General features: G+C 37.4%; 21 protein-coding genes. 12 read left to right on the forward strand and 9 right to left on the reverse strand.

Going from position 1 to position 22,229, the window contains the following annotated elements:
• Positions 1-116: 116 nt before the first annotated feature.
• Positions 117-935, reverse strand: a complete 819-nt coding sequence (locus H6G06_RS18310; protein WP_242039764.1) for a DUF1194 domain-containing protein — start codon at positions 933-935, stop codon at positions 117-119.
• A gap of 517 nt (positions 936-1,452) precedes the next feature.
• Between H6G06_RS18310 and H6G06_RS18315 the strand changes: the two genes are divergently transcribed.
• Both H6G06_RS18315 and H6G06_RS18320 read left to right on the forward strand, forming a co-directional pair.
• The gene (locus H6G06_RS18315) at positions 1,453-2,274 is read left to right on the forward strand and encodes a SirB1 family protein (RefSeq protein ID WP_190562707.1); all 822 of its coding nucleotides are present in this window, start codon (positions 1,453-1,455) and stop codon (positions 2,272-2,274) included.
• Between the two features lie 278 nt (positions 2,275-2,552).
• Positions 2,553-2,846, forward strand: a complete 294-nt coding sequence (locus tag H6G06_RS18320; protein WP_190562709.1) for a hypothetical protein — start codon at positions 2,553-2,555, stop codon at positions 2,844-2,846.
• A gap of 38 nt (positions 2,847-2,884) precedes the next feature.
• Here the strand turns inward: H6G06_RS18320 and H6G06_RS18325 are convergent, their stop codons facing one another.
• Positions 2,885-3,469 carry a cytochrome b gene (locus H6G06_RS18325; protein WP_190562711.1) on the reverse strand — a complete coding sequence of 195 codons (585 nt, stop codon included), beginning with the start codon at positions 3,467-3,469 and terminating at the stop codon, positions 2,885-2,887.
• 548 nt (positions 3,470-4,017) lie between these two features.
• Between H6G06_RS18325 and H6G06_RS18330 the strand changes: the two genes are divergently transcribed.
• The gene (locus tag H6G06_RS18330) at positions 4,018-4,755 is read left to right on the forward strand and encodes a class I SAM-dependent methyltransferase (RefSeq protein WP_190562713.1); all 738 of its coding nucleotides are present in this window, start codon (positions 4,018-4,020) and stop codon (positions 4,753-4,755) included.
• A gap of 286 nt (positions 4,756-5,041) precedes the next feature.
• On the opposite strand, the gene bchH is transcribed toward H6G06_RS18330, so the two are convergent.
• Entirely contained in the window at positions 5,042-8,791 is a 3,750-nt protein-coding gene (bchH, locus tag H6G06_RS18335) for a magnesium chelatase subunit H (protein ID WP_190562715.1), read from the reverse strand.
• Positions 8,792-9,060: 269 nt separating this feature from the next.
• Between bchH and H6G06_RS18340 the strand changes: the two genes are divergently transcribed.
• On the forward strand, positions 9,061-10,008 hold the full coding sequence (locus H6G06_RS18340) for an N-acetylmuramoyl-L-alanine amidase (protein ID WP_190562717.1): 948 nt from the start codon (positions 9,061-9,063) through the stop codon (positions 10,006-10,008).
• A 72-nt stretch (positions 10,009-10,080) separates the two neighbouring features.
• Here H6G06_RS18340 and H6G06_RS18345 read toward each other — a convergent pair whose 3' ends face one another.
• Together H6G06_RS18345 and H6G06_RS18350 are read right to left on the reverse strand one after the other, a co-directional pair.
• The gene (locus tag H6G06_RS18345) at positions 10,081-11,094 is read right to left on the reverse strand and encodes a CHAD domain-containing protein (protein ID WP_190562719.1); all 1,014 of its coding nucleotides are present in this window, start codon (positions 11,092-11,094) and stop codon (positions 10,081-10,083) included.
• A 328-nt stretch (positions 11,095-11,422) separates the two neighbouring features.
• Positions 11,423-11,827 (reverse strand): NIL domain-containing protein, encoded by a 405-nt coding sequence (locus tag H6G06_RS18350; RefSeq protein WP_190562721.1) that lies wholly within the window; start codon positions 11,825-11,827, stop codon positions 11,423-11,425.
• A gap of 66 nt (positions 11,828-11,893) precedes the next feature.
• Between H6G06_RS18350 and H6G06_RS18355 the strand changes: the two genes are divergently transcribed.
• The gene (locus H6G06_RS18355; RefSeq protein ID WP_190562723.1) at positions 11,894-12,484 is read left to right on the forward strand and encodes a thioredoxin family protein; all 591 of its coding nucleotides are present in this window, start codon (positions 11,894-11,896) and stop codon (positions 12,482-12,484) included.
• 46 nt (positions 12,485-12,530) lie between these two features.
• On the opposite strand, the gene H6G06_RS18360 is transcribed toward H6G06_RS18355, so the two are convergent.
• Positions 12,531-12,764 (reverse strand): DUF6737 family protein, encoded by a 234-nt coding sequence (locus tag H6G06_RS18360; RefSeq protein WP_190562725.1) that lies wholly within the window; start codon positions 12,762-12,764, stop codon positions 12,531-12,533.
• A gap of 165 nt (positions 12,765-12,929) precedes the next feature.
• On the opposite strand from H6G06_RS18360, the gene H6G06_RS18365 reads away from it, so the two are divergent.
• Positions 12,930-14,024, forward strand: coding sequence for a Gfo/Idh/MocA family protein (locus tag H6G06_RS18365; protein ID WP_190562727.1), 1,095 nt, complete (start codon positions 12,930-12,932; stop codon positions 14,022-14,024).
• Positions 14,025-14,297: 273 nt separating this feature from the next.
• Here the strand turns inward: H6G06_RS18365 and H6G06_RS18370 are convergent, their stop codons facing one another.
• Positions 14,298-15,065: a nucleoside phosphorylase gene (locus tag H6G06_RS18370; protein WP_190562729.1), complete on the reverse strand. Its 768-nt coding sequence runs from the start codon at positions 15,063-15,065 to the stop codon at positions 14,298-14,300.
• A 239-nt stretch (positions 15,066-15,304) separates the two neighbouring features.
• On the opposite strand from H6G06_RS18370, the gene H6G06_RS18375 reads away from it, so the two are divergent.
• Positions 15,305-15,943, forward strand: a complete 639-nt coding sequence (locus tag H6G06_RS18375; RefSeq protein WP_190562730.1) for a hypothetical protein — start codon at positions 15,305-15,307, stop codon at positions 15,941-15,943.
• Positions 15,944-15,987: 44 nt separating this feature from the next.
• Here the strand turns inward: H6G06_RS18375 and H6G06_RS18380 are convergent, their stop codons facing one another.
• The gene (locus tag H6G06_RS18380) at positions 15,988-17,523 is read right to left on the reverse strand and encodes a YifB family Mg chelatase-like AAA ATPase (RefSeq protein ID WP_190562732.1); all 1,536 of its coding nucleotides are present in this window, start codon (positions 17,521-17,523) and stop codon (positions 15,988-15,990) included.
• Between the two features lie 147 nt (positions 17,524-17,670).
• Here H6G06_RS18380 and H6G06_RS18385 point away from each other — a divergent pair, with 147 nt between their 5' ends.
• The 3 genes from H6G06_RS18385 (at position 17,671) to H6G06_RS18395 (ending at position 19,498) form a co-directional block, all read left to right on the forward strand.
• The gene (locus H6G06_RS18385) at positions 17,671-18,276 is read left to right on the forward strand and encodes a Uma2 family endonuclease (RefSeq protein ID WP_190562734.1); all 606 of its coding nucleotides are present in this window, start codon (positions 17,671-17,673) and stop codon (positions 18,274-18,276) included.
• 117 nt (positions 18,277-18,393) lie between these two features.
• On the forward strand, positions 18,394-18,684 hold the full coding sequence (locus H6G06_RS18390) for a hypothetical protein (protein WP_190562736.1): 291 nt from the start codon (positions 18,394-18,396) through the stop codon (positions 18,682-18,684).
• A 199-nt stretch (positions 18,685-18,883) separates the two neighbouring features.
• On the forward strand, positions 18,884-19,498 hold the full coding sequence (locus tag H6G06_RS18395; RefSeq protein WP_190562738.1) for a Uma2 family endonuclease: 615 nt from the start codon (positions 18,884-18,886) through the stop codon (positions 19,496-19,498).
• Between the two features lie 62 nt (positions 19,499-19,560).
• Here the strand turns inward: H6G06_RS18395 and H6G06_RS18400 are convergent, their stop codons facing one another.
• Positions 19,561-20,157 carry an Rpn family recombination-promoting nuclease/putative transposase gene (locus tag H6G06_RS18400; protein ID WP_190562740.1) on the reverse strand — a complete coding sequence of 199 codons (597 nt, stop codon included), beginning with the start codon at positions 20,155-20,157 and terminating at the stop codon, positions 19,561-19,563.
• 120 nt (positions 20,158-20,277) lie between these two features.
• Here H6G06_RS18400 and H6G06_RS18405 point away from each other — a divergent pair, with 120 nt between their 5' ends.
• Entirely contained in the window at positions 20,278-20,628 is a 351-nt protein-coding gene (locus H6G06_RS18405) for a histidine triad nucleotide-binding protein (RefSeq protein WP_190562742.1), read from the forward strand.
• Between the two features lie 272 nt (positions 20,629-20,900).
• The gene (locus tag H6G06_RS18410) at positions 20,901-22,145 is read left to right on the forward strand and encodes a pentapeptide repeat-containing protein (protein ID WP_190562744.1); all 1,245 of its coding nucleotides are present in this window, start codon (positions 20,901-20,903) and stop codon (positions 22,143-22,145) included.
• Positions 22,146-22,229: the final 84 nt, after the last annotated feature.

Genomic DNA, 22,229 nt, shown 5'->3' on the forward strand with positions numbered 1-22,229 from the left:
ATCCCCAATTACTTGAACAAGTTGGGCATATTTGGTATCAAAAGCAGAAATGCCATGTCTGGTGTTGACACGGCAGGAATTGAATTATATTTATTTGTGCTGAATAAATATATGCGTTAAATTGCGGTTTGCTTGCGTTTGCGGAGTGAGGTAACGCCAAAAGCACCCAAGCCTAAGATACCGATGAGGGAAGCGGGTTCAGGAACAGTAGTAGGTTTAATTTCAGCCTTAAGTTTCTGGTCAATGGCTTCACCAAAGGTTTGGAAGTTAGTAGCTGTCTTGAGGAAGGCTGGGCTACCATCAGCATTAATCCCGCCCACAATGTTATTTTGATAGAAGTTCGCCAGTCCAGACTCACCACCAATGATTATACCGTTAATGGCATCAACACCAGCCGCTAGAGCAGCATTTCGGGCAGCAAGTGTGTTAGCACCAGCGTTTTGAGCGCCGTCACCAGCCACGTCGATGACTTGACGAGTTCCATCAAAGGCATTATTGAAGAACTTGGGTGTGGCGAAATTAATTGCCGAACCAGGCGCGGTTAAACCACTGAAAGGACGCGCTGCTGTATTGATCAGGTTAGCAAAGTTCTGTGAAGCTGCTACGCTATCAATCAAAGTCCAACCTATAGTTTCTTGTTGCTCACTTGCACCGGACCAGTAGATATAGTTAACTGCAATCTTGCCGTATTGTCCCTTAGAAATGAAGTTGTTGAAAAGGTCAGGATTTGCGAAAGCATTTACATAGCCCTGTTTTAGCAGGTTAAATTCGGAGAGAACTACGCTTCCAGATACGTCAGTCAGGAGGGAAAGTTCCAAATCTACAAGAGTTTGGGCAGCAGAAGCAGATGTGGAAATAGCTACAACTGACAAACCACAAGTTACTGCTACAAGTGTTCCACGGAACAGGTTAGAAATTTTCATGTTGGCGCTCATTTTCAGATTTAAATGGTAGAGGTTGGTTACAGTAATTCTTATTGATACCTGATATACCCAGAACAAAATTCCTTAGTGTATGTAAGGTTGCTAGTTAAGCATTAATAAGTTGCAGGTAGTACCACATAAGAAATTAATTGTTCTAGTAAGTTTGATGAGGCTTTTTGTCACCTTTCTTCGTATCCGCATAATAATATACCTTTGTAATGCCTGTAAACCCGTTTTCAGCTACTTCATAGAAATTTCACTATTAGAAAAAGCTACTAAATATTGGGAGTAACCGTTAAAACACTTACGTAGTAGAGTGTACAGCCTACTATCTACCGACAGATTAAAAGAGTTTGATATTTAAAGAAATGATGAAGCTAATGTAAATATAATATTATTTTAAGGAGAGTCCATTGAAAAGCTGTTGATTTTGGTGGTTTTCTACTCCAAATCCTCTCCAGCACCTAAAATAGAAAGTAAGTATTAACTTTGCTCCCAGTCGCTTCATCCCTTTACCGTATAATCATTTATGAATTTCTCGTCAGCACGACAGCATTTTTACCAAGAAATTCAACAACCTGACGAGTCCATCAACTTGGCCAGGGCGGCTTTATATATTGCCCAGGAAGAATATCCCGACCTTGAGCCGGAAGAATACTTAAATTCACTGGATACAATGGCAACGGAGTTAGAGGAACGCTTGCCATCTTCCCGCTATCCTTTGCGGATAATTCAAAATATTAATCAGTATTTATACGATGAATTGGGTTTTACAGGTAATAAAATAGATTATTATGATCCGCGTAACAGCTTTTTTAATGATGTGATTGAACGCAGAACAGGTATTCCTATTACTTTAGGGTTAGTTTATATTGAGGTAGCAAAACGCCTTAATTTTCCGATGGTGGGAATAGGAATGCCCGGACATTTCCTCATCCGTCCCGATGTTGCAGATATAGAGATTTTTGTGGATGCTTTCAATGGTGGTGAGGTGATGTTTCCTCAAGACTGCCAGGAACGATTATCACAAATTTATCAGCAAGCGGTAATTTTGAAACCAGAATTTTTAGCAGTAGTGAGTAAGCGGCATTTTTTAGCGCGGATGCTGACTAATTTGAAATATATTTACCTAAAACAGCAGGATTTAGAAAAAACTCTAGCTGTAGTAGAACGAATTTTGCTGTTGTTTCCTGGTGTCAGTTTAGAACTGAGAGACAGAGGTTTGCTTTATTATCAACTTGGTTACTTTACCCAAGCTGTAGAGGATTTACAAAGTTATCTGACTAAGGTTCCCGACGCTGAAGACGCTGACGTGATTCGGCAATTACTGAGTAAATTAGGTAAAAAATAATTTATAATTTATAATTTATAATTAAGTAGGTCAACATAATTAAACATAAAACTCTCACTCAGGAGATACATCCAGACTTGTTTAAGAAGTCAGGGATCTGGGTATTACCTTTTTTAAGTCGAAGCGACTTCCCTCCAGTATTTACCAATGCCCAGAGGTTTTCTGTATAGTAGTATTATTATACTATTTTTAATTTAAGTAAATTTACGCTTGTTATATTTTCTCTATCAAAAGTAGTATGTAGCGCAATAACTTTTTGTTATCTAACCTATTCTATTATGAAATCTATTCTCCAAACCTACGTAGAGAAAGAAATATGGTTACTAATACGAGATAAGTGGTATTTTGCTACTATCATCGGGGTTGTAGATGATTTGCTGTGGTTTAAACACAGAACTCACAACAAAGAGACAGAAGAAGATACTTTGTGGGAAATGGTGGTCAAAACCAGTGAAGTCATTGCCATTGATAAAGTTGTATCTGTGATGAGTAGAAAACCAGATGTATTTATGTCAAGGTTATTGGAAGCAGATAACACCACACATAATCACCAACAGGAACATGAAAAATAATTAGCTAATAATTAGCTGAATGATGGGATGGTAATTTATTAGTTACTGGATAAAGTATTGCCCAATGTGATAGCTTTGGTGAATTTGCGCCAGAGCGATCGCACTACTTTTTTCTGTTGGATTGAATGTAGAATAATAAAAGCCAAAAATGTATAGGCTAACCAGAAATGAAGACTTCTACCGATTTCTACCATTGCTGAATTTTGTGGGAAGATATCAGGTAAAAGAATACCAAAAAATTTGACATTATTACTTTTATAAGAGTTGGAAAGTAAGAAGCCAGCGATAGGAACAGCCCACATAAAGATATATAAACTGGTATGCAGGGCAACAGTTTTAAACCATTCGGTCGAAAATTTAGGAAATTTTTTTGTATATTTGCGCCACCAAACACGCAACAATACTAAAATTCGCCAAGTGAGTACAGCCATTGTTAAAGCGCCGATTGATTTATGAAAATCATAAAGAGAGGGACGAATAAAAACCTCTCTTGGCAACCTGGCCATAGATGTTCCAGTTACAAATAATATTAAATAACCAATTGACATCCACCAATGGATAGACATTAGGTGCTTAAATGCAGAATTTTGTCTGGGTTTAGAGGGTGTATTGACTGAGGACATAGATGATGATTGATTTTAATCTATGTTTATGAACAGTTGTAAATTTAGTTTAGCAAAGATTTAATTTATACGCCCGTGTTTTTGGGTTAAGGTTGATTTAAGGAAGTGGAGAATCTCACCAGCTAAGTACATAAAATATGCTAAACGGCTTTACAAGATAAAATTTAAATCATTTATCAGCATTTATCAGAAAAATGAATCGTGTATATACGTAATAAATGGTATACAGCTTTACATTCCTAAAAGAAATGATTGACAGCATTCAGGAAAGATGGCTGAACGACGCTAACCCGCAAGATAGCTTAAAGATGAATTGATACAGTAGAAGGATAGATATGATAGATATGATAAATACGTCAGATTAACTAGACGCTTGAAAGAAAGAAAATAACGTTTATTTATGCTAAAAACCTTATAGATAAAGGGGTATCGCTCTAAAAAATGGGATGCTCCCCTTTAGAGTTGCATATGGTATTGCTAAATCTAAGATTGAAGTTAATATTTAACTCAATGAAAGCAATTTATTTAGCTAAGTAATGTAACTAACTATGACCACAGTAAAACAAGCTAGATGGCAAGCTGCTCAATTGGCAGAGTCTCAATATTGGGATGGAATGAATATTACTGAACTGTTGAGGATATGCACTGAAAAACCAGATTTCTTGAGTATCCTTAGTCAGGAGCAGCTTCAATATCTATTTGATGATAAAGAAATTCTTGAAATTGGTGTGGGACCACTGGGAATTAGTCTTGCTTCCTTTTATCCAGAAAAACATAAAATCAAAAAATTAGTAAAGTTAGAGCCGTTAGCACGGACTTTAATAACGGAATCATCACTAATCCAACAGATATGGGCTAGACCATTTATTGATTGGATAAGTAGCCTTAGTGAAGAGGGTAATTACATTCAGAAATCTGGAGAACAAATGGAATATGAGGAAGAATTTGATACTGTTATTATTTATAATGTTTTAGATCATGTAAAAGATCCATTGTTAATTTTACGTAATGCTTATAAATCTATACGAAGCGGGGGACAAATATTAGTAGGGGTGGACTGTAGATCAATACTTGGACAAATTAAGTTTGAGTATATCTTGCGTAGGATAGCAAAGGATGAAATTTTAGTGAAAGCTCATCCACATACTTTTTTACATCACCAGGTTGTACAACTCTTAGAAGAGGCTGGATTTGATCACGTACAAACTATTGGTATTCCAAGCTTAATTCATATATTTATGGGTTCAAGTTTTAGACCTGCTTTTATTGCAGAAAAACGTAGATAAATACGTAAGAATTCAAATTTAAGGTTGTAAAATCAAAGAAGGAGCAAAAAGTTTTTACTCATACTAAGTTACCTTGTAATTACAGGGGAAACGCATCTAAATTTTATTGACAAAATACCGTTTTGATGCACAAACGAAGAAATCCCAATTTATAGTTTGATTGATTTTTTTAGAGTCATAGTGATGGACTAGAGCATTGTCAATAAGTAGGCATTAATGCGAATATTTTGCTCATTATTGAGATTAAATTGTCCTTATTGATAAGATGCGTTTCCCCTGCTTGTAATTACACAAATTTCACTCCTTCCAGTTCTTCATCACTCAACTCATACAACTTACGCAATTTTTCTAACCTATCTCCATCAGCTTGCCATAAACCGCGTCCCGATGCTTCTAACATTCTGCTGACAATATTTCTAAAAGCTTCTGGGTTGGCTTTGCGTAATTTTTCCGCCATTTCTGGATCTAAAGCATAGGTATCTGCGGCTTGTTCATAAACCCAATGATCTCGAAAATCAGCAGTTCCACCCCAACCTATTAACGCCGTCATGCGTTGGGAAATTTCAAAAGCACCTCCAGAACCTTGGTTAGCCATTGCATCAGCCCATTTAGGATTTAATAACTTAGTTCTGTACTCCATTCGTAATAAATCATCTAAATTTCTGGGGGTGGTATCCTTAGAAAAACTCTCTACAAAACTAGCTGTAACTTTTTTCCCGCTTTGCTGTTCTGCGGCTTTTTTCAAACCGCCGGTATTGGCATAATATTCCTGAATATCAGTTAAACCATATTCTACCGAATCTATTTCTTGAACAATGCGATCGCTCGTTTTTAATAATGTCTGTAAAACTTCCGGTCTAGCTTGTCCCTTATCCTGTCTACCATAACTAAACACATTGCGACTTTCCCAAGTTTTACCTAACTCATCCCCAGATTCCCAATTACCATCAACCACTCTATCATTAACCAAAGAACCAAAATCACCCGATGGATTAGAAAACAATCTCGCTGAAGAATTTTCCACACCTTGCGCTTTTAAAGACAAAGCATGTTTTCTAATAAAATTCTGTTCCTCTGGTTCATCAGCATCCGCAGCACGTTGAAATAAATCATCCAATAATTCAATGATATTCACAAAACTATCACGGAAAATACCTGATAGATTTCCTAACACATCAATTCTCGGATGTCCCACTTCAGAAAGAGGTTTCAAATCATATCTTACTATTCTTCCAGTTCCTTCCTTCACAGGTTCAGCACCAACTAATTCTAAGAGAATACCAAGAGACTCACCCTTAGTTTTAATAGCATCCAAACCCCATAATAAAACCGCCACAGTTTCCGGATATTTCTTATTTTCGTCTAAATGTTGATCAATAATTTTCTTAGCGATTTCTCTACCTCTTTCAAAAGCAGCAGGAGAAGGCATTCTATAAGGATCTAAAGCGTGAATATTGCGTCCTGTTGGTAAAACACCCGCACCATCTCTTAATAAATCCCCACCAGGTGCAGGAGGAATAAACTCACCATTTAAACCCCGCAAAAGATTAGTTAACTCATCAGTAGACTGATTTAATAACCTTGTAATTTCCTTTCTTTCTTCTTCTCTTCCTTCTTCCTCTCTTCCTTCGTGTTCTTCGTCCCTACCCTGCGGGAACTGCTTCGCAGAACGTGGTTCATTCTCTCCCCCAAAATAAGCATCCAAATAACCAGTTAACTCCTCCTGATTTGGTGCTTCTCCCAAAACGTGCAAACCACAAGAAAAGAGACGATTTTCTAGAACCTGCAAATACTCATACAACTTCACCAAATAATGATCAAAAGCATGACCACTAAACATCCTCACATTTTCCGGTGTAAACGGAATACCTAATTTTTTAGCATCATCAAAAGGACAATCTACCTCCAAACCAGTATCAACAATTTTCTTACAAATCCCTTCCTTCAGCACATAATTTTTTTGTGGATCTTCCCGATACTCAGAAATTAAATCTCGTAAATTTACCAACTCCTTATATAAACCAGCGCGACCATAAGGTGGTACATTGTGAGAAATCAACACACCATAACCGCGACGTTTAGCTAAAATTGATTCCGAGGGATTATTCGCAGCATAGATATATAAATTGGGTAGATTTCCTAACAAAATATCCGACCAGGAATAACCAGTATTTCCTAGAGGTGAACCCGGCAACCATTCCACAGTTCCGTGCATTCCAAAATGAACAATAGCATCAGCTTGAAAATCATTTTGCAACCATTTATAATAAGCTGCATATTGGGGATGAGGAGTTAAATCTCTCTCAAACATTAACCGCATTGGATCACCTTGAATCCCCAAAGGTGGCTGGACACCAATCCAAATATTTCCTAACTGCACACCACCAATATGTAGTTCCTCACCGTAGGTTTTAATTCCCGTACCTGTTAAAGATTTCCATTGTTTTTCAATGCGAGAAGTGCGGAGATATCCTAACCATTTTTCCAATTTACGTGCATTAACAGTATTAGCTGATGTCGGGAAAGGTTTATTTTCTGCCCATGTTTCCATTTCTTCATCTACTGCTTTAACTTGGCGAATTAATTCTTCTCCATCTTCAGGAATTTCACCAACTGTATAACCTTGTGCTTTGAGTGCATGAAGTAATTTAATTAAACTGCGAGGAACGTTTAATAATGCAGCAGTTCCTACCGCCCCATAACCAGGAGGAAACCCATATAAAATGATGGCGATTTTTCTTGCTGCTGCTGGTTTTTTTCGGAGAGAAACCCAGCTTTTTACCCTAGCAATTAAACGCTGTACTCGTTCAGGAACTAAATAAATATTTTCGCCTACTAAACCACCAAGGGGAATAGTATCAATTGCCCCATCTAATTCTGGTAAGGCATATAATACAACACTTTGTAAACCGCCAATTCCTTGACGAGTCCATGAATAAATATCTTGAATTAATAAAGGTGCAGCAACAATATAAGGGATATTTTTAGCTGTAAGAATGCGTTTAGCTACTTCTATTTGTCGTCCTGCTTCCATTGAACCAGCAGGGCCACCAACTAAGGGGAAACCAATGGTAGAAATTATCGCATCAACTTTGACTGCTTCGGGAGAAAGAGACGGAGTTTCAATATTTCCTTGTTGACGTTGTTGGGTTTCATAGTCGGTTGTCATCCAGTCTCGTACCGCTACATGACCTTCTACACCGTTGATAAAAATTGGTAAAGGTATTAAACCCGCTGCTTCAAATTTTCTAATTAGTTGGGGAATATAATTCTGTTTAGTAATGACGTGCTTTCTATAAAGTAAAATTCCAATAACTGGTGAATTCTTTCTTCCCTGTTCCCTGTTCCCTGTTCCCTGTTCCCTTCTTTGATACCATAGTAAATACTCACGTGGTGATGTAAAAAACCCTTGATAGTCTGGATGCAGTAAGCCCATGTTGGGGGTTTCAATAGGTGGGGGGATGTCACCGACTTTTAAATCTAAGTATTTTTCCGCAAGTATCCAGAATAAAGCAGCGACGTTTTCTGTTCCTCCTGCGTTCCAGTATCCGTAGATAATTAACCAGTTGCGTAAGTCTTGGACTTTCTGCACTGGGACGAATTTTAATAACTTGGGTCCGATTTTCAGGAAACTGATGTAACCAGCGAGTTTGTCTTCTTCTTTACCATTGCTAAATTTGTCAAGGATGAATTTAACGGGTTTTGGCATTCCTTTGGGTTTATCACCGATGGAAAATGCGCCTATCTTGGTTAAACTCATTAATTCTAGTGCTGACTCGAAAATAAGCCGGATAGGGATAGTAGAGATATGTTCCCGCAACCACAAAACTTGCTCATAGTCAAATATTAAGCTGCCAAAAAACACATCTGCACCTTGGAGTGCTGTTTTCACCTCATCGCGCTTGGTGGTAATATCGCGATCGCTAAACACCCGAATATCTAACTCAGGACAGCGAGAACTAGCCAAAAAAGCCGCTTTTCTGTACAAGTCAGCGTTAAACGATTCAAAACCAGCTATCAAGACTATGCGTTTCATGCCACTCAGTTACGAAATCTTTCTTTACTTTGATCTTAAACATTGTTATGGGCTAATGGGGGGAATATCTACCTAGAGAGTAAAATATTTTTTTTACGGAAATTGGAAATATACAAGTTATATTGTGATTACATAAATATCTAGTTACTGCCAATTTTCACCAATTATGATATGTGATATTATAATTTTGTGTTTTCTAACTAGAAAAAACACCCAAGAAAGCAGCTTTTCTTAACTCATATTTTGTGAAAGTAATTTGAGGATACACCATGAAATTTGGAATTGATATGGGGCATAATTGCCCTCCAGATACTGGAGCCAGTGGAATTAAATTTGAGGATAAATTAACTAAAGAAGTAGGTACTAAAGTTATAGCTAAGTTAGAAAGCTTAGGTCATACAGCAATATCTTGTACACCAAATAGTGCGACTTCAGTAGGTCAATCTCTCGGCAGACGTTGTGATATAGCTAATAGGAACAAAGTCGATGTTTTTGTTTCTATTCATTTTAATGCCTTTAATGGCAAAGCTAATGGTACTGAAGTATTTGCCATGAGTGATTCTGGCAAGAAAATCGCCCAACCTGTATTAAATGAAATTATTCAGTTAGGATTTTTTAATCGCGGTGTCAAGAATGGTTCTCACTTGTACGTGATTAGAAATACAAATATGACAGGAATTCTCATAGAATGTTGCTTTATAGATTCAGCCAAAGATATGCAACTCTATGATGGTGAAGCAATGGCCAATGCTATTGTTAAAGGGTTAACGGGTAAAGTAACAGTAGCATCTGCCCCTGTGAACACAGTCCGAGATGAGGAACAGAATACAGATACCAGTATTCTACGACTACAAAAAGCCTTAAATCAACTGCAAATAACTGATAGAAATAATAGGCGTTTGGTTGAAGATAACTTTACCGGACCTGCAACAACTTCTGCTGTAGAAAAGTTTCAGAGGGTTGTAGGAATTATCCCGACGGGAATGGCAACTAGCACCACATGGAATGCCATCAATCAGATACTATCAAAACGATTAGTCCAAGGAAGTCAAACCAGTGGACCGATAATGAGATACTTGCAATATCGTGTAGGTGCTACTCCAGATGGTATTTATGGTTCTCAGACAGAAGCAGCAATTAAGAGATTTCAGCAGCAAAATGGTTTAACGCCTGATGGAATTGTCGGGGCAATGACTTGGCAGAAATTAATTGGTTAGCTTGACTAACCCCTTTATTCTTGAGTCTAGAGACGTTATATATATAGAACGTCTCTACACCTAATTCATACTTCAGAGCAATTCTCCATTTTGGATTTCTGGATTTACGATTGAAGATTGCAATGGTTGTAGTACAGTTAAATGAAATTGATGTTTAGTTTCAGCTTTCAGATACTTTTCTTGAATTGGTCGCCACTGCTGCCATAACTGGTAACGGTTGGCAGCTAATAAAGTTATTATTCCACTAATTTGCTTATTAATTTCTGATTTAAAAATATTCTCAAGCCATTCATTTAAAACCATGCTATCTTGCAGATTACCCAAAGTTTCTTGTATATGTTTTACTTGTGAAATATGTGCTGCAAAAGATTCACCGTATAAATCAGTAAATAATTCCATCTGATAGCGAACTCTTTTGGCTTGTTTTCGCAAATCATGAAGAGTTTCACCTTGAGTTTTGAGATGTTGTTCTAACTGTTCCGGTGTCCAGTTGCTTTGAACAATCACTTCTGAGTTTACAACTTTAGTCCCAATCATCCATCCAGGATGCAATAAAAATTTACTGACTTCTGGTAACAGTAAATCAGGTAGCACTTGTTGAATGGGTAAAGATGCTAATGGTTGATAAATAGGTTTTTCTACCCATTGCTGAAGGTCTTTTTTGAAAGATTTATAATTTTCATCCTTTAATGTTTTTTGAACATGAGAAAAAGCAGCTTCACGTTGTTTAGCTAAAGCAGAGAAAGCTATTTCTAAATATGCTTGTTCTTGCTGTAATAAATGTGGTTTATAATTATTTTCTAGTATCTCTTTGAGGACATCTAAATCTCTGAGATTTCCTAGTATTCCGGCAATTTTACCAATATTTTTATCGCTGGCAGACTTGGGTAGATTTAAAGATAGCTGAAACCGACTCACTGCTGTACGTAGACGACGCATTCCTACACGCATTTGGTGTAGTCCTTCCGGATCTTCGTCTTTCTTAACTGATTTTTCCCACTTTAGGGTTTTGTGAAAGTGTTTTTCGATTGCTTGATATGCACAATCTCCTAGAGTTTTGATTGTTGTTTTGGTGTCTAAATTCATAATTGATAAAAATTAACTATCCAAATCAGGTTTTTGCATCATAGCACTAGTGAAAAATTGACACCTATTATTTTATAGACTTTTTTAACAACTTTTGCTGCTTGTTATTTGATTTATTATCTCTAAAGATACTTGATTTTTCTTAAAAATTATGCTTCTTACATCAACTATACTTATACAAATTCAAAAATAATAAATTCGGTTTTAATAGGAATTTCCACGTTTAAATCTGTTCCATTATTTTTGTAACTATATATTATATTTAACTGAGGTGAAATTTGAGCTATTCATGAAAAAAATCACATCAAAGCAGCGAAATTGAGCAGTTTTAGAGATTGGTAGAAATAGCCTGTACCGGACAAGTGGGAATACACTGTTCACAGACAATGCAACGCGATCGCGTGAAGGTGAGTTGATATGTCTCTGGGTTGAGGGAAAGGGCTTCAGTCGGACAAATCCCAGTACACAAGCCACAGTCAACGCACAGATCGTCATCAATCACAATTTCACCTAAGTTATGGGAAACACTGATATGTTGCGATCGCATCCACTCAATAGCCGCATCCAGCTGATCAATATCCCCCAATAATTCCACAACCAATTTACCAATTTGATTGGGGGCAACCTGAGCGCGGATAATATTGGCAGCAACGTTAAAATCTTTTGCCAGTCGGTAGGTGACAGGCATTTGAATGGCACGTTTAGGAAAAGTCAGGGTGACTCGTTTTTTCATGGGTAAAAAACTGGGTTTTGGTACACTAAATAATAACCATGCTTAACAAGTTGTAATAAATTAAATATGACTACAGATCAAACTGTGAATACTCCCACTAAACCTGAATCTAACTTTGGGAGACGTGTAAGAAACCTCCTAATTGTCATTGTAGCGATCATTCTGAGTGCGGCGCTATTTTTAGGACTGCGAACCCAGACAACCTCAGTTTCTCTCACCCAACTCGATGCAGCATCCACACCCTTAGAAGTCGCTGTTAGCAATGATAAGCCCAGTTTAGTTGAATTTTATGCTGATTGGTGTACAGTCTGCCAAAAAATGGCTCCAGATATGGCTCAACTCAAACAACAATATGCTGACAAGCTAAATTTTGTCATGCTGAATGTAGATAATACCAAATGGTTGCCAGAAATGCTGAAATATCGAGTAGATGGCATTCCCCATTTTGTCTTTTTGGGTAAGCAAGGAGAAGGTATAGCAGAAGCTATTGGTGATATACCCCGTGCCGTCATGGCCAGCAATTTAGAAGCCTTGATGACAGGTTCTCCCCTTCCCTATGCTCAAATGAGTGGCAAAACTTCCAAATTTTCAGCCCCAGTATCAGCTGGTGGTAATCAAGATGATCCCCGTAGTCATGGTAGCCAAGTGGTAAATTAATAGGTGACAGGTGACAGGTGACAGTCACAGAAGAAGTAATGGGTAATTACTCATTACTTTTTTGCTCTAAAATGCCACTTTTAATCATCAGTTGTGGCCAGATTAATAAAAAGAATCCCATCCAAATTAATAGCGGGATAGCAACGAGAATTGTCAGCCAGATAAGTTTAAATATCAGCCAGCTACCGCTAATCAATGTTAAACCTGTGAGCATAATTGACCAAGGTTGACACCACCAAGGTTTATAATCCCAAGGATTTAGAAGTTTTTTTTCAGACATAGTTTGGCTTAAGTTTTTGGTGATTTTGTTTGTAGTGAGCGATTTATCGCTCTATTGTAAGATTTTAAAGTCTAAAGCCCTAAATACAAACTTTTATTTTATTAAAAATAAACAATATTTAGTACAATAATTATAGGTAAATTTAGCAAAAATTAAAACATAAATATGATTGGGGTTGCAATTGTCGGTACTGGATTTGGTCAAAAAGTGCATATTCCCGCGTTTCAAGCACATCACCAAACCAAGATAACCGCCGTTTATCATCGAGATATTAATAAAGCTCAAGATATTGCCACAGCTAATAATATTCCCCATGCTAGTGACAACTTAGCCGAAATTCTCGCTTTACCAGAAGTACAAGCAGTTAGCATTTCGACACCGCCATTTTTACATTATCAAATGGGCAAACAAGTATTAGAAGCTGGTAAACATCTGTTATTAGAAAAACCTACCACTTTAAATGCAACTGAAGCTAAAGAACTCTATCAATTAGCAAAAGCTAAAGGTGTCATTGCCACTGTAGATTTTGAATTTCGCTTTGTTCCAGCATGGCAATATTTTTACCAACTTCTATCTTCAGGATATGTTGGTAATTTGCGCCTAATTAAAATTGACTGGTTAGGTTCTTCTCGCGCTGATACTTCCCGTCCTTGGAATTGGTATTCTTCTCAAGAAAAAGGTGGTGGTGCATTGGGTTCTTTAGGTTCCCATGCTTTTGATTATATTCACTGGTTATTTGGATCAGTTAGTAAATTAAATGCTTATTTAAATACAGCTATTCCCCAAAGAATTGATCCAGCAAATGGGGAGTTAAAAGCAGTAAATACAGATGATAATTGTCTGTTATCTCTGGAATTAGCAAACGGTACACCTTGCCAAGTTTCTATTAGTGCAGTTGTTCATGCAGCTAGACCCCATTGGATAGAAGTTTATGGAGATAAAGGAACATTAGTTTTAGGCAGTGAGCATCAAAAAGATTATATTCACGGGTTTCATGTTTGGGGTTCTCAACCTGGTCAACCTTTAACAGAAATGGAAATTCCTCAACAATTATTATTTCCTCAACATTATGCTGATGGTCGGATTTGTGCATTTCTTCGGGTTGTAGATCAATGGGTACAAGGAATTGAAACGCAGCAGGAAATTACACCATCTTTGAAAGAAGGAGTTTATTCACAATTATTGATGGATTTATCGCATCAATCAAATGAGTCAAAAATGTGGGTGAAAGTGCCGAGTTTAGAATCTTTTTTGGCTTAATTAATAATTTATCGAGTCTACTGTATTCAGATCCCCGACTTCTCTGAGAAGTCGGGGAATACTGTTCGGTTAAGAGTTTTTGTAGGTTGGGTTAAGCGACAGCGCAACCCAACAAAAGCTTATAAATGTTGGGTTATGCCTTCGGCACACTGCGTGTATGCTTACAGCACGCTTTGCGAACACGTAGTGTCCCGAAGGGATACGTTCCTCAACCCAACCTACATAATTTCCTTCTTTTGAGCTTAACCGACAAGTATTAAGTCGGGGATATATCTATTCACTAGCTACACGCATTGCGGTTAAAATCGCATTACTTATGGCTATATCTTTGCTAGTGAAAATTATATTTTCGGCTACAGTGCGTTGAGCAACTACACCACAAACAGCAGCAGCAGCAAAATTATAGACACCTGCCATTTTAAAGAGTGTACCGGCTTCCATTTCATAATTCAATATATTTAATTTTCGATATTCTTCTGTAATTCCTTCTAGCTTACGTATTAAATTAGGATTAGCTGAATCAGTCCGTTCTTGTCCTTCATAAAAAGTATCAACTGAAGCAGTAATTCCTAAATAATGCTCAACGTTTAATTCTTGTGCTGCTTTCACCAAAGCCACAGTTAAAAACGGATCTGCTGCTGCTGGATATTCCACAGGTGCAATATCATTAGCTGCACCTTGACGACACAAAGCCCCACTACTAATTACAATACTACCAACGGGTATATGGGGTTGAATTGAGCCACAAGTACCAATACGAATAATTTTTTGAATACCTACTTGCACTAATTCATTTACCACAATACTTAAAGAAGGCGCACCCATGCCACTGGTTGCAGATAAAATCGGTTTACCATTGGGTAAATGTCCCACATAGCTATGCAGTCCGCGATTTTCTGATAATACCTGCACATCCTGTAAATAGGTGTGAGCGATAAAACCAGCACGTTGCGGATCACCTGATAATAATGCCATCGTGGGAGATAGTGAACCTAAATCTTCCCTTCCAAAACCTATATGATATAAGCGTTTATCAGTCATAACTACTCAGGATATATAGCATTAACCCAAAACTCTAACTTCTGACATCAATTCATAATTGACAAGATCAACAAAGAAGTCGGTGATCTTATTGTTCTTGATTCATTAAACCAGATTAAAGGCATCATCCGAAAGATAGATATTAAAGATTATTTCCTGGAATTTACGAAAATGCTTTTGCTGGTATTGGAGATATAAGCAAGAAGAAATTTCAATCATTGAGTTAGAAGGAGTAAAGTATGAAATTCAACTCTCAACTTATGCGAAAATGGGTTTTTAGTCCTGTGTCGGTGGTTGTATTAGCAGCAGTAGCGATCGCATCTTATCCCGTTCCATCTTTTAGTGCGACAACGACAAGTATTGAACCAGCAACAACTAGCAAAAAATTAGTTGCTCAAAATCAAGGTGCTTATAGAAATAATACTTTCAAATTGAGGTTTAACTATTCTCTCCAGGATTTTGTAATTGATCATAAAACTACTCGACCCAGTTCTAACTTGAATTTGTTAGTTATTGATATTTGGAATAAAAAACACGCTCAGAAAATCAAAGCAGGAGCTTATGAAGGTGGAGCGGAATACCCAGCAAATGCACAGGTTAGAGTGTACTATAATCCTCGACGTTTGTCTTTACAAAACTGGATTAAACAAAGTCAGGATTTTGCAGCACCCAAAAAATTTAGTACTGTAAAAATAGCAGGACAAAACGCCCTCCAATTTGAATCTAGTGGTTTGTATGAAAACAAGCACACCGTTTTAGTTAATCCGAAAACCTCTAATATCATTGTTGTCACATTATCTCAAATTGGCTCTGGTAATGATGATGCTATCTACCGCAGAGCATATCAACAGGTGATTAACTCTTTGAGCTTTAATTAATAACAGTTGACAGGTGACAGGTAAGAGTTTTTCCTAATTATGAATTACTGCATTCTATCAATTGTCCGATATTGAATTGCTTCTGCTACATATTGGGGTTTAAGATGTTTATCTCCTGCTAAATCTGCAATTGTGCGTGCTACTTTGAGAATGCGATCGCTCGCTCTTGCAGATAACCCTAATTTTCTAATTGCTGCTTCTAATAAATTCCGACTTGCATCATCTAAATTACACCATTTTTGAAGATGACGACTTTGCATTTGAGCATTACAACGGAGATTTGCTTCTGATTGAAAACGATTTGTAGCAATATCTCGCGCTTTTTGCACCCTTTCCCGCACAAATTTTGATGCTTCTCCTGTTGTGGCAGTTTGGGTAATTTCCTCTGGTTTTAACCTATTTACAGCTACTTGTAAATCAATTCTATCCATCAACGGTCCTGATAATTTCGCCCAATATTGCTCCCGTTGTCTAGGTGAACAAGTACACTGTTGAATTGTATCGCCATAATAACCACAAGGACAGGGATTTGTACTAGCAACTAAAGTAAATTGTGCGGGAAAAACAACAGATTGACGAGTACGAGAAATGGTTACATAACCATCTTCTAAAGGTTGTCGTAAAAACTCTAAAACATCTCTTTTAAATTCCGTTAATTCATCGAGAAAAAGTATCCCTCGATGTGATAATGAAATTTCACCAGGACGAGGAAAACTACCACCACCAACTAAAGATGGACCCGATGCGGAATGATGGGGACTGCGAAAAGGTCTTTCCCGTACTAATGAACCGCGATTTTTCAATAACCCAGCAACAGAATGAATGCGAGTAACTTCTAAAGATTCAGAAAATTCTAAAGGTGGTAAAATGCCAGGTAAACGTCTTGCTAACATCGTTTTTCCGCTGCCAGGAGGTCCGACAAAAATTAAATTGTGTCCTCCGGCTGCGGCAATTTCTAAAGCTCGACGCGCATGAGATTGTCCTTTCACATCTTGCAAATCTGCTAAATTTAAAGATGTTAATTTTAACGTTTCTGTTGTTTCATTTAATTTTACAGGTTTGTAATTTCTAGGATTATTTAATAAATCCACTACATCAGTAATATTGCTGCAACCATAAACAGTTAATCCTTCTACAACCGCAGCTTCTTGAGTATTTTCCATAGGCACAACTAAACCAGTAATTCCCATTTTTTGGGCTGTTGCAGCAATCGGTAGAACACCAGAAACCGGACGCAAACTACCATCTAAAGAAACTTCACCTAGAAATAAAAAATCTCCCAATAAATCAGGATTAACTTGTTCAGAAGCGGCTAAAATTCCCACACTAATTGGTAAATCAAAAGCGGGTCCTTCTTTTCTTAAATCTGCGGGAGTGAGGTTAATTACAATCTTTCGCATGGGAAAAGCAAAACCGGCATTTTTCAAAGTTGCTTTTACCCGTTCTTTAGATTCTTGAATAGCCGAATCTGGTAAACCCAAAATTACAATTCCCGGTAAACCACCAGAAACATCCACTTCCACACCCACTTTAACCGCGTCGATACCAACAATAGATGCACTCCAGACTCTAGCCAGCATTTTTGTATATGAAGAAACCTTGAGAATATCAAAGCAGATTTGTAGGTGAATTAACAATGAGTGAAATCACGCAATAAGGTTGTTAATAATCATAAAATCAGAAAAACTTCAAGCTAAAATAATAGCAGCTAAAGATTTAGGTGACTTATGGTTCAAGCATTAACAAAACCATTAACCTTTGAAGAATTCATCATCCAATACGGTAATGACCCCCGCTATGAACTTGCAGATGGAGAACTGATTGATATGGAACCAACTGGACCTCATGAAACCGTCGGTGGTAAAATAGCTACCCAAATAGGTATTGCTATCACTGCGGAAAAACTTTCCTGGTTCATTCCTCGTACCTGTCTGATTCGTCCTTTCCCAGAAACTGCCACAGCCCGCCGTCCTGATATTGTAGTATTAGATGAAACAATGCTGCACCATGAACCTTTTTGGGAACATGAACCTGTTATTGCTTTAGGACAAACAATTAAATTAGTCGTTGAAGTTGTGAGTACAAACTGGGAAACAGATTATGCGCGTAAAGTTGAAGAATACGCTTTATTAGGAATTCCTGAATATTGGATTGTTGATTATCGGGGATTAGGTGGTGTTGTTTTTATTGGTAAACCAAAGCAACCTACATTTACAGTTTGTCAATTAATTGGTGAAGATTACAGTCAGCAAAAATATCGTTTAGGTGAGTTGATTAAATCTCCTCTTTTACCCTCTCTTCAACTACGTCTTGATGATGTGATGCCAAGGTAAATATTAGTTGGGATAAATGGGAAGCTAAAGCTGGATTTTATTTGTAAATTAGGAATGAATAGTTAAAATAAAGTGATATACTGAGGGAATACAAATTTTTCTACATGATTTTGATTTATGTCAGATAACGGAAAAATTCTTGATTTAGTAAATTCTTCAGGTTTTCCATTTCAACTGTATTTAAAAGATGCAATTGATAAATCATCAGATATACATGGTTGGGATGTTTTATCTAGTGAACATTTCTGGAGATCACCCAATACGGGTCATGAAGGCTTTATTGATATAATTCTAGGAAGTTTTGGTATTCGTGCAAATTATAGAGCAGTTATTGAATGTAAGAGAACTCAAGATGCTAATTGGGTTTTTTTGACAACTGATATAGCAAATCATCCACAATACAATTAATAAGACTTATGAACGCATGGTATTTATTGTTAAATCAACAGCAATACTTAAATTTCTCAAAGAATTAGAAGTTAAATAAATAAATTCCTAATTTATGAATGTTTATTACCTTCAGAAAAATTTTTGATTTTGCTCAAAATTGATTTTCTATCAAGTATAATAAAATCATCCACAACAGCAAAGTTAAGGTAAATAAATCATGGTTCAAGTCTTACAAAAACCAGTAACCTTTGCAGAGTTTGTAGATTGGAAACCAGACGGAGGACGCTATGAACTGCATAATGGAGTAATTGTTGAGATGTCACAACCATTAGGACCACATGAAGAGATCATAGGTTTTACAGCTAGGAAAATAACTGTTGAATTTGATAGATTAAATCTTCCTTACTCCATTCCTAAACAAGCATTAGTCAAACCACCTGAAAGTGAATCAGGCTATGTACCAGATATTTTATTATTAAACCGGACTAATTTAGTCAATGAACCACTTTGGCAAAAACAATCAACTGTAACTCAAGCTGCTTCCATTCCTTTAATTATTGAAGTTGTCAGTACAAATTGGCGTGATGACTACTTAACTAAATTACGAGATTATGAAGAAATTGGCATTCCTGAATATTGGATTATTGATTATTTAGCTTTGGGAGGTATTCGCTATATAGGTAATCCTAAACAGCCTACTATATCTATTCACTTATTGATTGATGGTGAGTATCAAGTAACGCAGTTTAGAGATGATGCAAGAATAACATCATCAACTTTTCCAGATTTGAATTTGACTGCTCAACAAATTTTTCAAGCTGGTAATATTTGATAAATATTTATCTTGCTTTACGCATCACTTGATTTTCAATTCACTTTTTGGGTAATTAATAGTTACAAATTTCCCATTACAAGTCTTAATTCCTCTAAACTTTGAACCGTGAGAATTGAACGTTGAATAGTTTTTAATGTTTCCAAATCCGATATTTCAGAAATTTTCGGCATGAACTTTAATCCTTCATCACCAAATTTAACTTCTAAACATAACTCAATACTTGAAATTCTGTCTTTTCTTTCTCCTATTTCTTCACCTTGTTTTTCCCCTTGTTGTAATATCTCCTGATACCAAGGTGATTCACGTAAAACAGCCATATCCCACCTCATAATTTCTTGAACTAAGGCGCTATCTAATACAAAAGTAGCAAAAAAAGCGAGAACCGTTTCTAATTGGCTTAATTGTTCATCCGCTTGCAATAAAAGCAATGCTTCCCGAATTATAGTTTCATCTTCACCACCTTTGAGAATCGGCACAAAAGGCAGTAAAGAAGGTAAAGGTTGTTCTAAGGTAATTTTAACATCTACTTCCCAAAGATTAATTACTCGGTAATCTTGACGCACTTCCAAACCAGCAAGATTTGTTACCCATTTTACCCAGTTATTGGGTGCAAGACTAATTAAGCGTTTGGTACTGACATCAGCAGGTTTGGCCATAAAGCTATAGATGCATTGACTACACAACAGCTTAACTTTTTCTCCACAAAAAAGCGATCGCCCCCGAATCTCGATTAGGCATAGCTTAAAATCTCTAACAGATATATTAGGTAAATCTGCATGAGTGAAACCACAGACACCATTTTTAGTAAAATCATTCGTCGGGAAATTCCCGCAAACATCGTTTATGAGGATGACCTGGCTTTAGCATTTACAGATGTTAACCCCCAAGCACCAGTTCACATCCTCGTCATCCCCAAAAAACCCATAGTTAACATAGCTACAGCCGAACCAGAAGATCAAGCTTTGTTAGGACATCTGTTGTTAACCGCCAAAAAAGTCGCAGCCCAAGCTGGATTAGAAAACGGTTATCGCGTAGTTATGAACACAGGTCAAGATGGTGGTCAAACCGTATATCACCTACATATACACATCTTAGGTGGACGGCATATGTCTTGGCCTCCTGGTTGATTTTCATCTATAAATAATCTACAAATCTTGTGGGGTGGGCATCTTGCCCGCCCAAATTACTTCGCTCAGAATCTGGATTTACATACCATTTGGGCGCTCATATCTTGCATCTCTCAGTAGAACCCCAGGCAATCTAAAAAGATCTGCGATAAGGCTACCTGATTTTTATTGGTTTTTATCGATAAATCAGGGGTTTTGGAATTATACTGTGTAATAAAATTATTAAATTAATTTTTGTAGATGCAAGATGTGAGTAAAGGGAATAGCTGAAGATGGTAAGTGAAGAACATCTGGCAATACTTCTGCAAGGGGTAAAAGTTTGGAATAATTGGAGAATTAAAAATTTACAAATAGAGTTAGACCTCAGTGGGGCTGACTTCAGTGGGGCTGACCTCAGTGGGGCTGACCTCAGTGGGGCTAACCTCAGTGGGGCTGACCTCAGTGGGGCTATCCTCAGTAAGGCTAACCTCATTGGGGTTAACTTCAGTGGGACTAACCTCAGTAAGACTAACCTCAATCGGGCTATTCTCATTGGGGCTATTCTCATTGGGGCTAACCTGATTGGGGTTAACCTCAGTGGGGCTAACCTCAGTGGGGCTAACCTGATTGGGGTTAACCTCAGTGGGGCTAACCTCAGTGGGGCTAACCTGATTGGGGTTAACCTCAGTGGGGCTAACCTCAGTTGGGTTAACCTCAGTGGGGCTAACTTCAGTGGGGCTAACCTCAGTGGGGCTAACCTGATTGGGGCTAAACTCATTGGGGCTAAACTCATTGGGACTAAACTTAGTGAGGCTGACCTCATTGGGACTAACCTCAGTGACGCTGACCTCAGAGAGGCTAACCTGATTGGGGTTAACCTCAGTGGGGCTAACCTCAGTGGAACTGGCCTCAGTGGGGCTAACCTCAGTGGGGCTAACCTCAGTAGAATTCAAGCCTTAAATACAAATTTCACTTCTGCCAAGTTAACTGGAGCTTGTATAGAAGACTGGCATACTAACAGTGCTACAAATCTCACTGATGTAATATGTGATTATATTTATCTCATACAAGAACAACAAGAACGTCGCCCTAGTAGTGGGAATTTTGCACCAGGTGAGTTCACCAAGCTGTATCAAAAATCTTTAGACACGGTTGACTTAATTTTCCGTAACGGCATTGACTGGGATGCCTTTGCTTACTCATTTAAGAAAATTGAAGTTGAGAGCCTTGGTTCTCAACTAGATGTCCAGAGCATTGAAAAAAAGGGGGATGGAGTTATTTTAGTCAGAATTAGTGTTTCTCCTGATGCTAATAAGGAGAAAATACACGCTGACTTTATGCAAGGATATGAATTTGCTCACAAGGTTTTAGAAGAACAATATCAGTCAAGGTTAGAAGATAAGGATAAAGAAATTAATCGCTTGTTTTATTTAGTTAATCAACTACAAGAAAAATCAGGTAAAGTTTCTATTTATAACCAGCAAAACTCTCAAGTTGCTGGCAAGATTGTGGATGCTGAAACAGTGCAAAGTCATTAAATAGGCGTAAACATTCAAAACACAGATAATCAAAGAAGACGCTTGCTATAGTGAAATTTGAAAATTTGCTACTTTACTGTATGC

The sequence above is a fragment of the Anabaena sphaerica FACHB-251 genome, assembly GCF_014696825.1.
Taxonomy (GTDB): Bacteria; Cyanobacteriota; Cyanobacteriia; order Cyanobacteriales; family Nostocaceae; genus RDYJ01.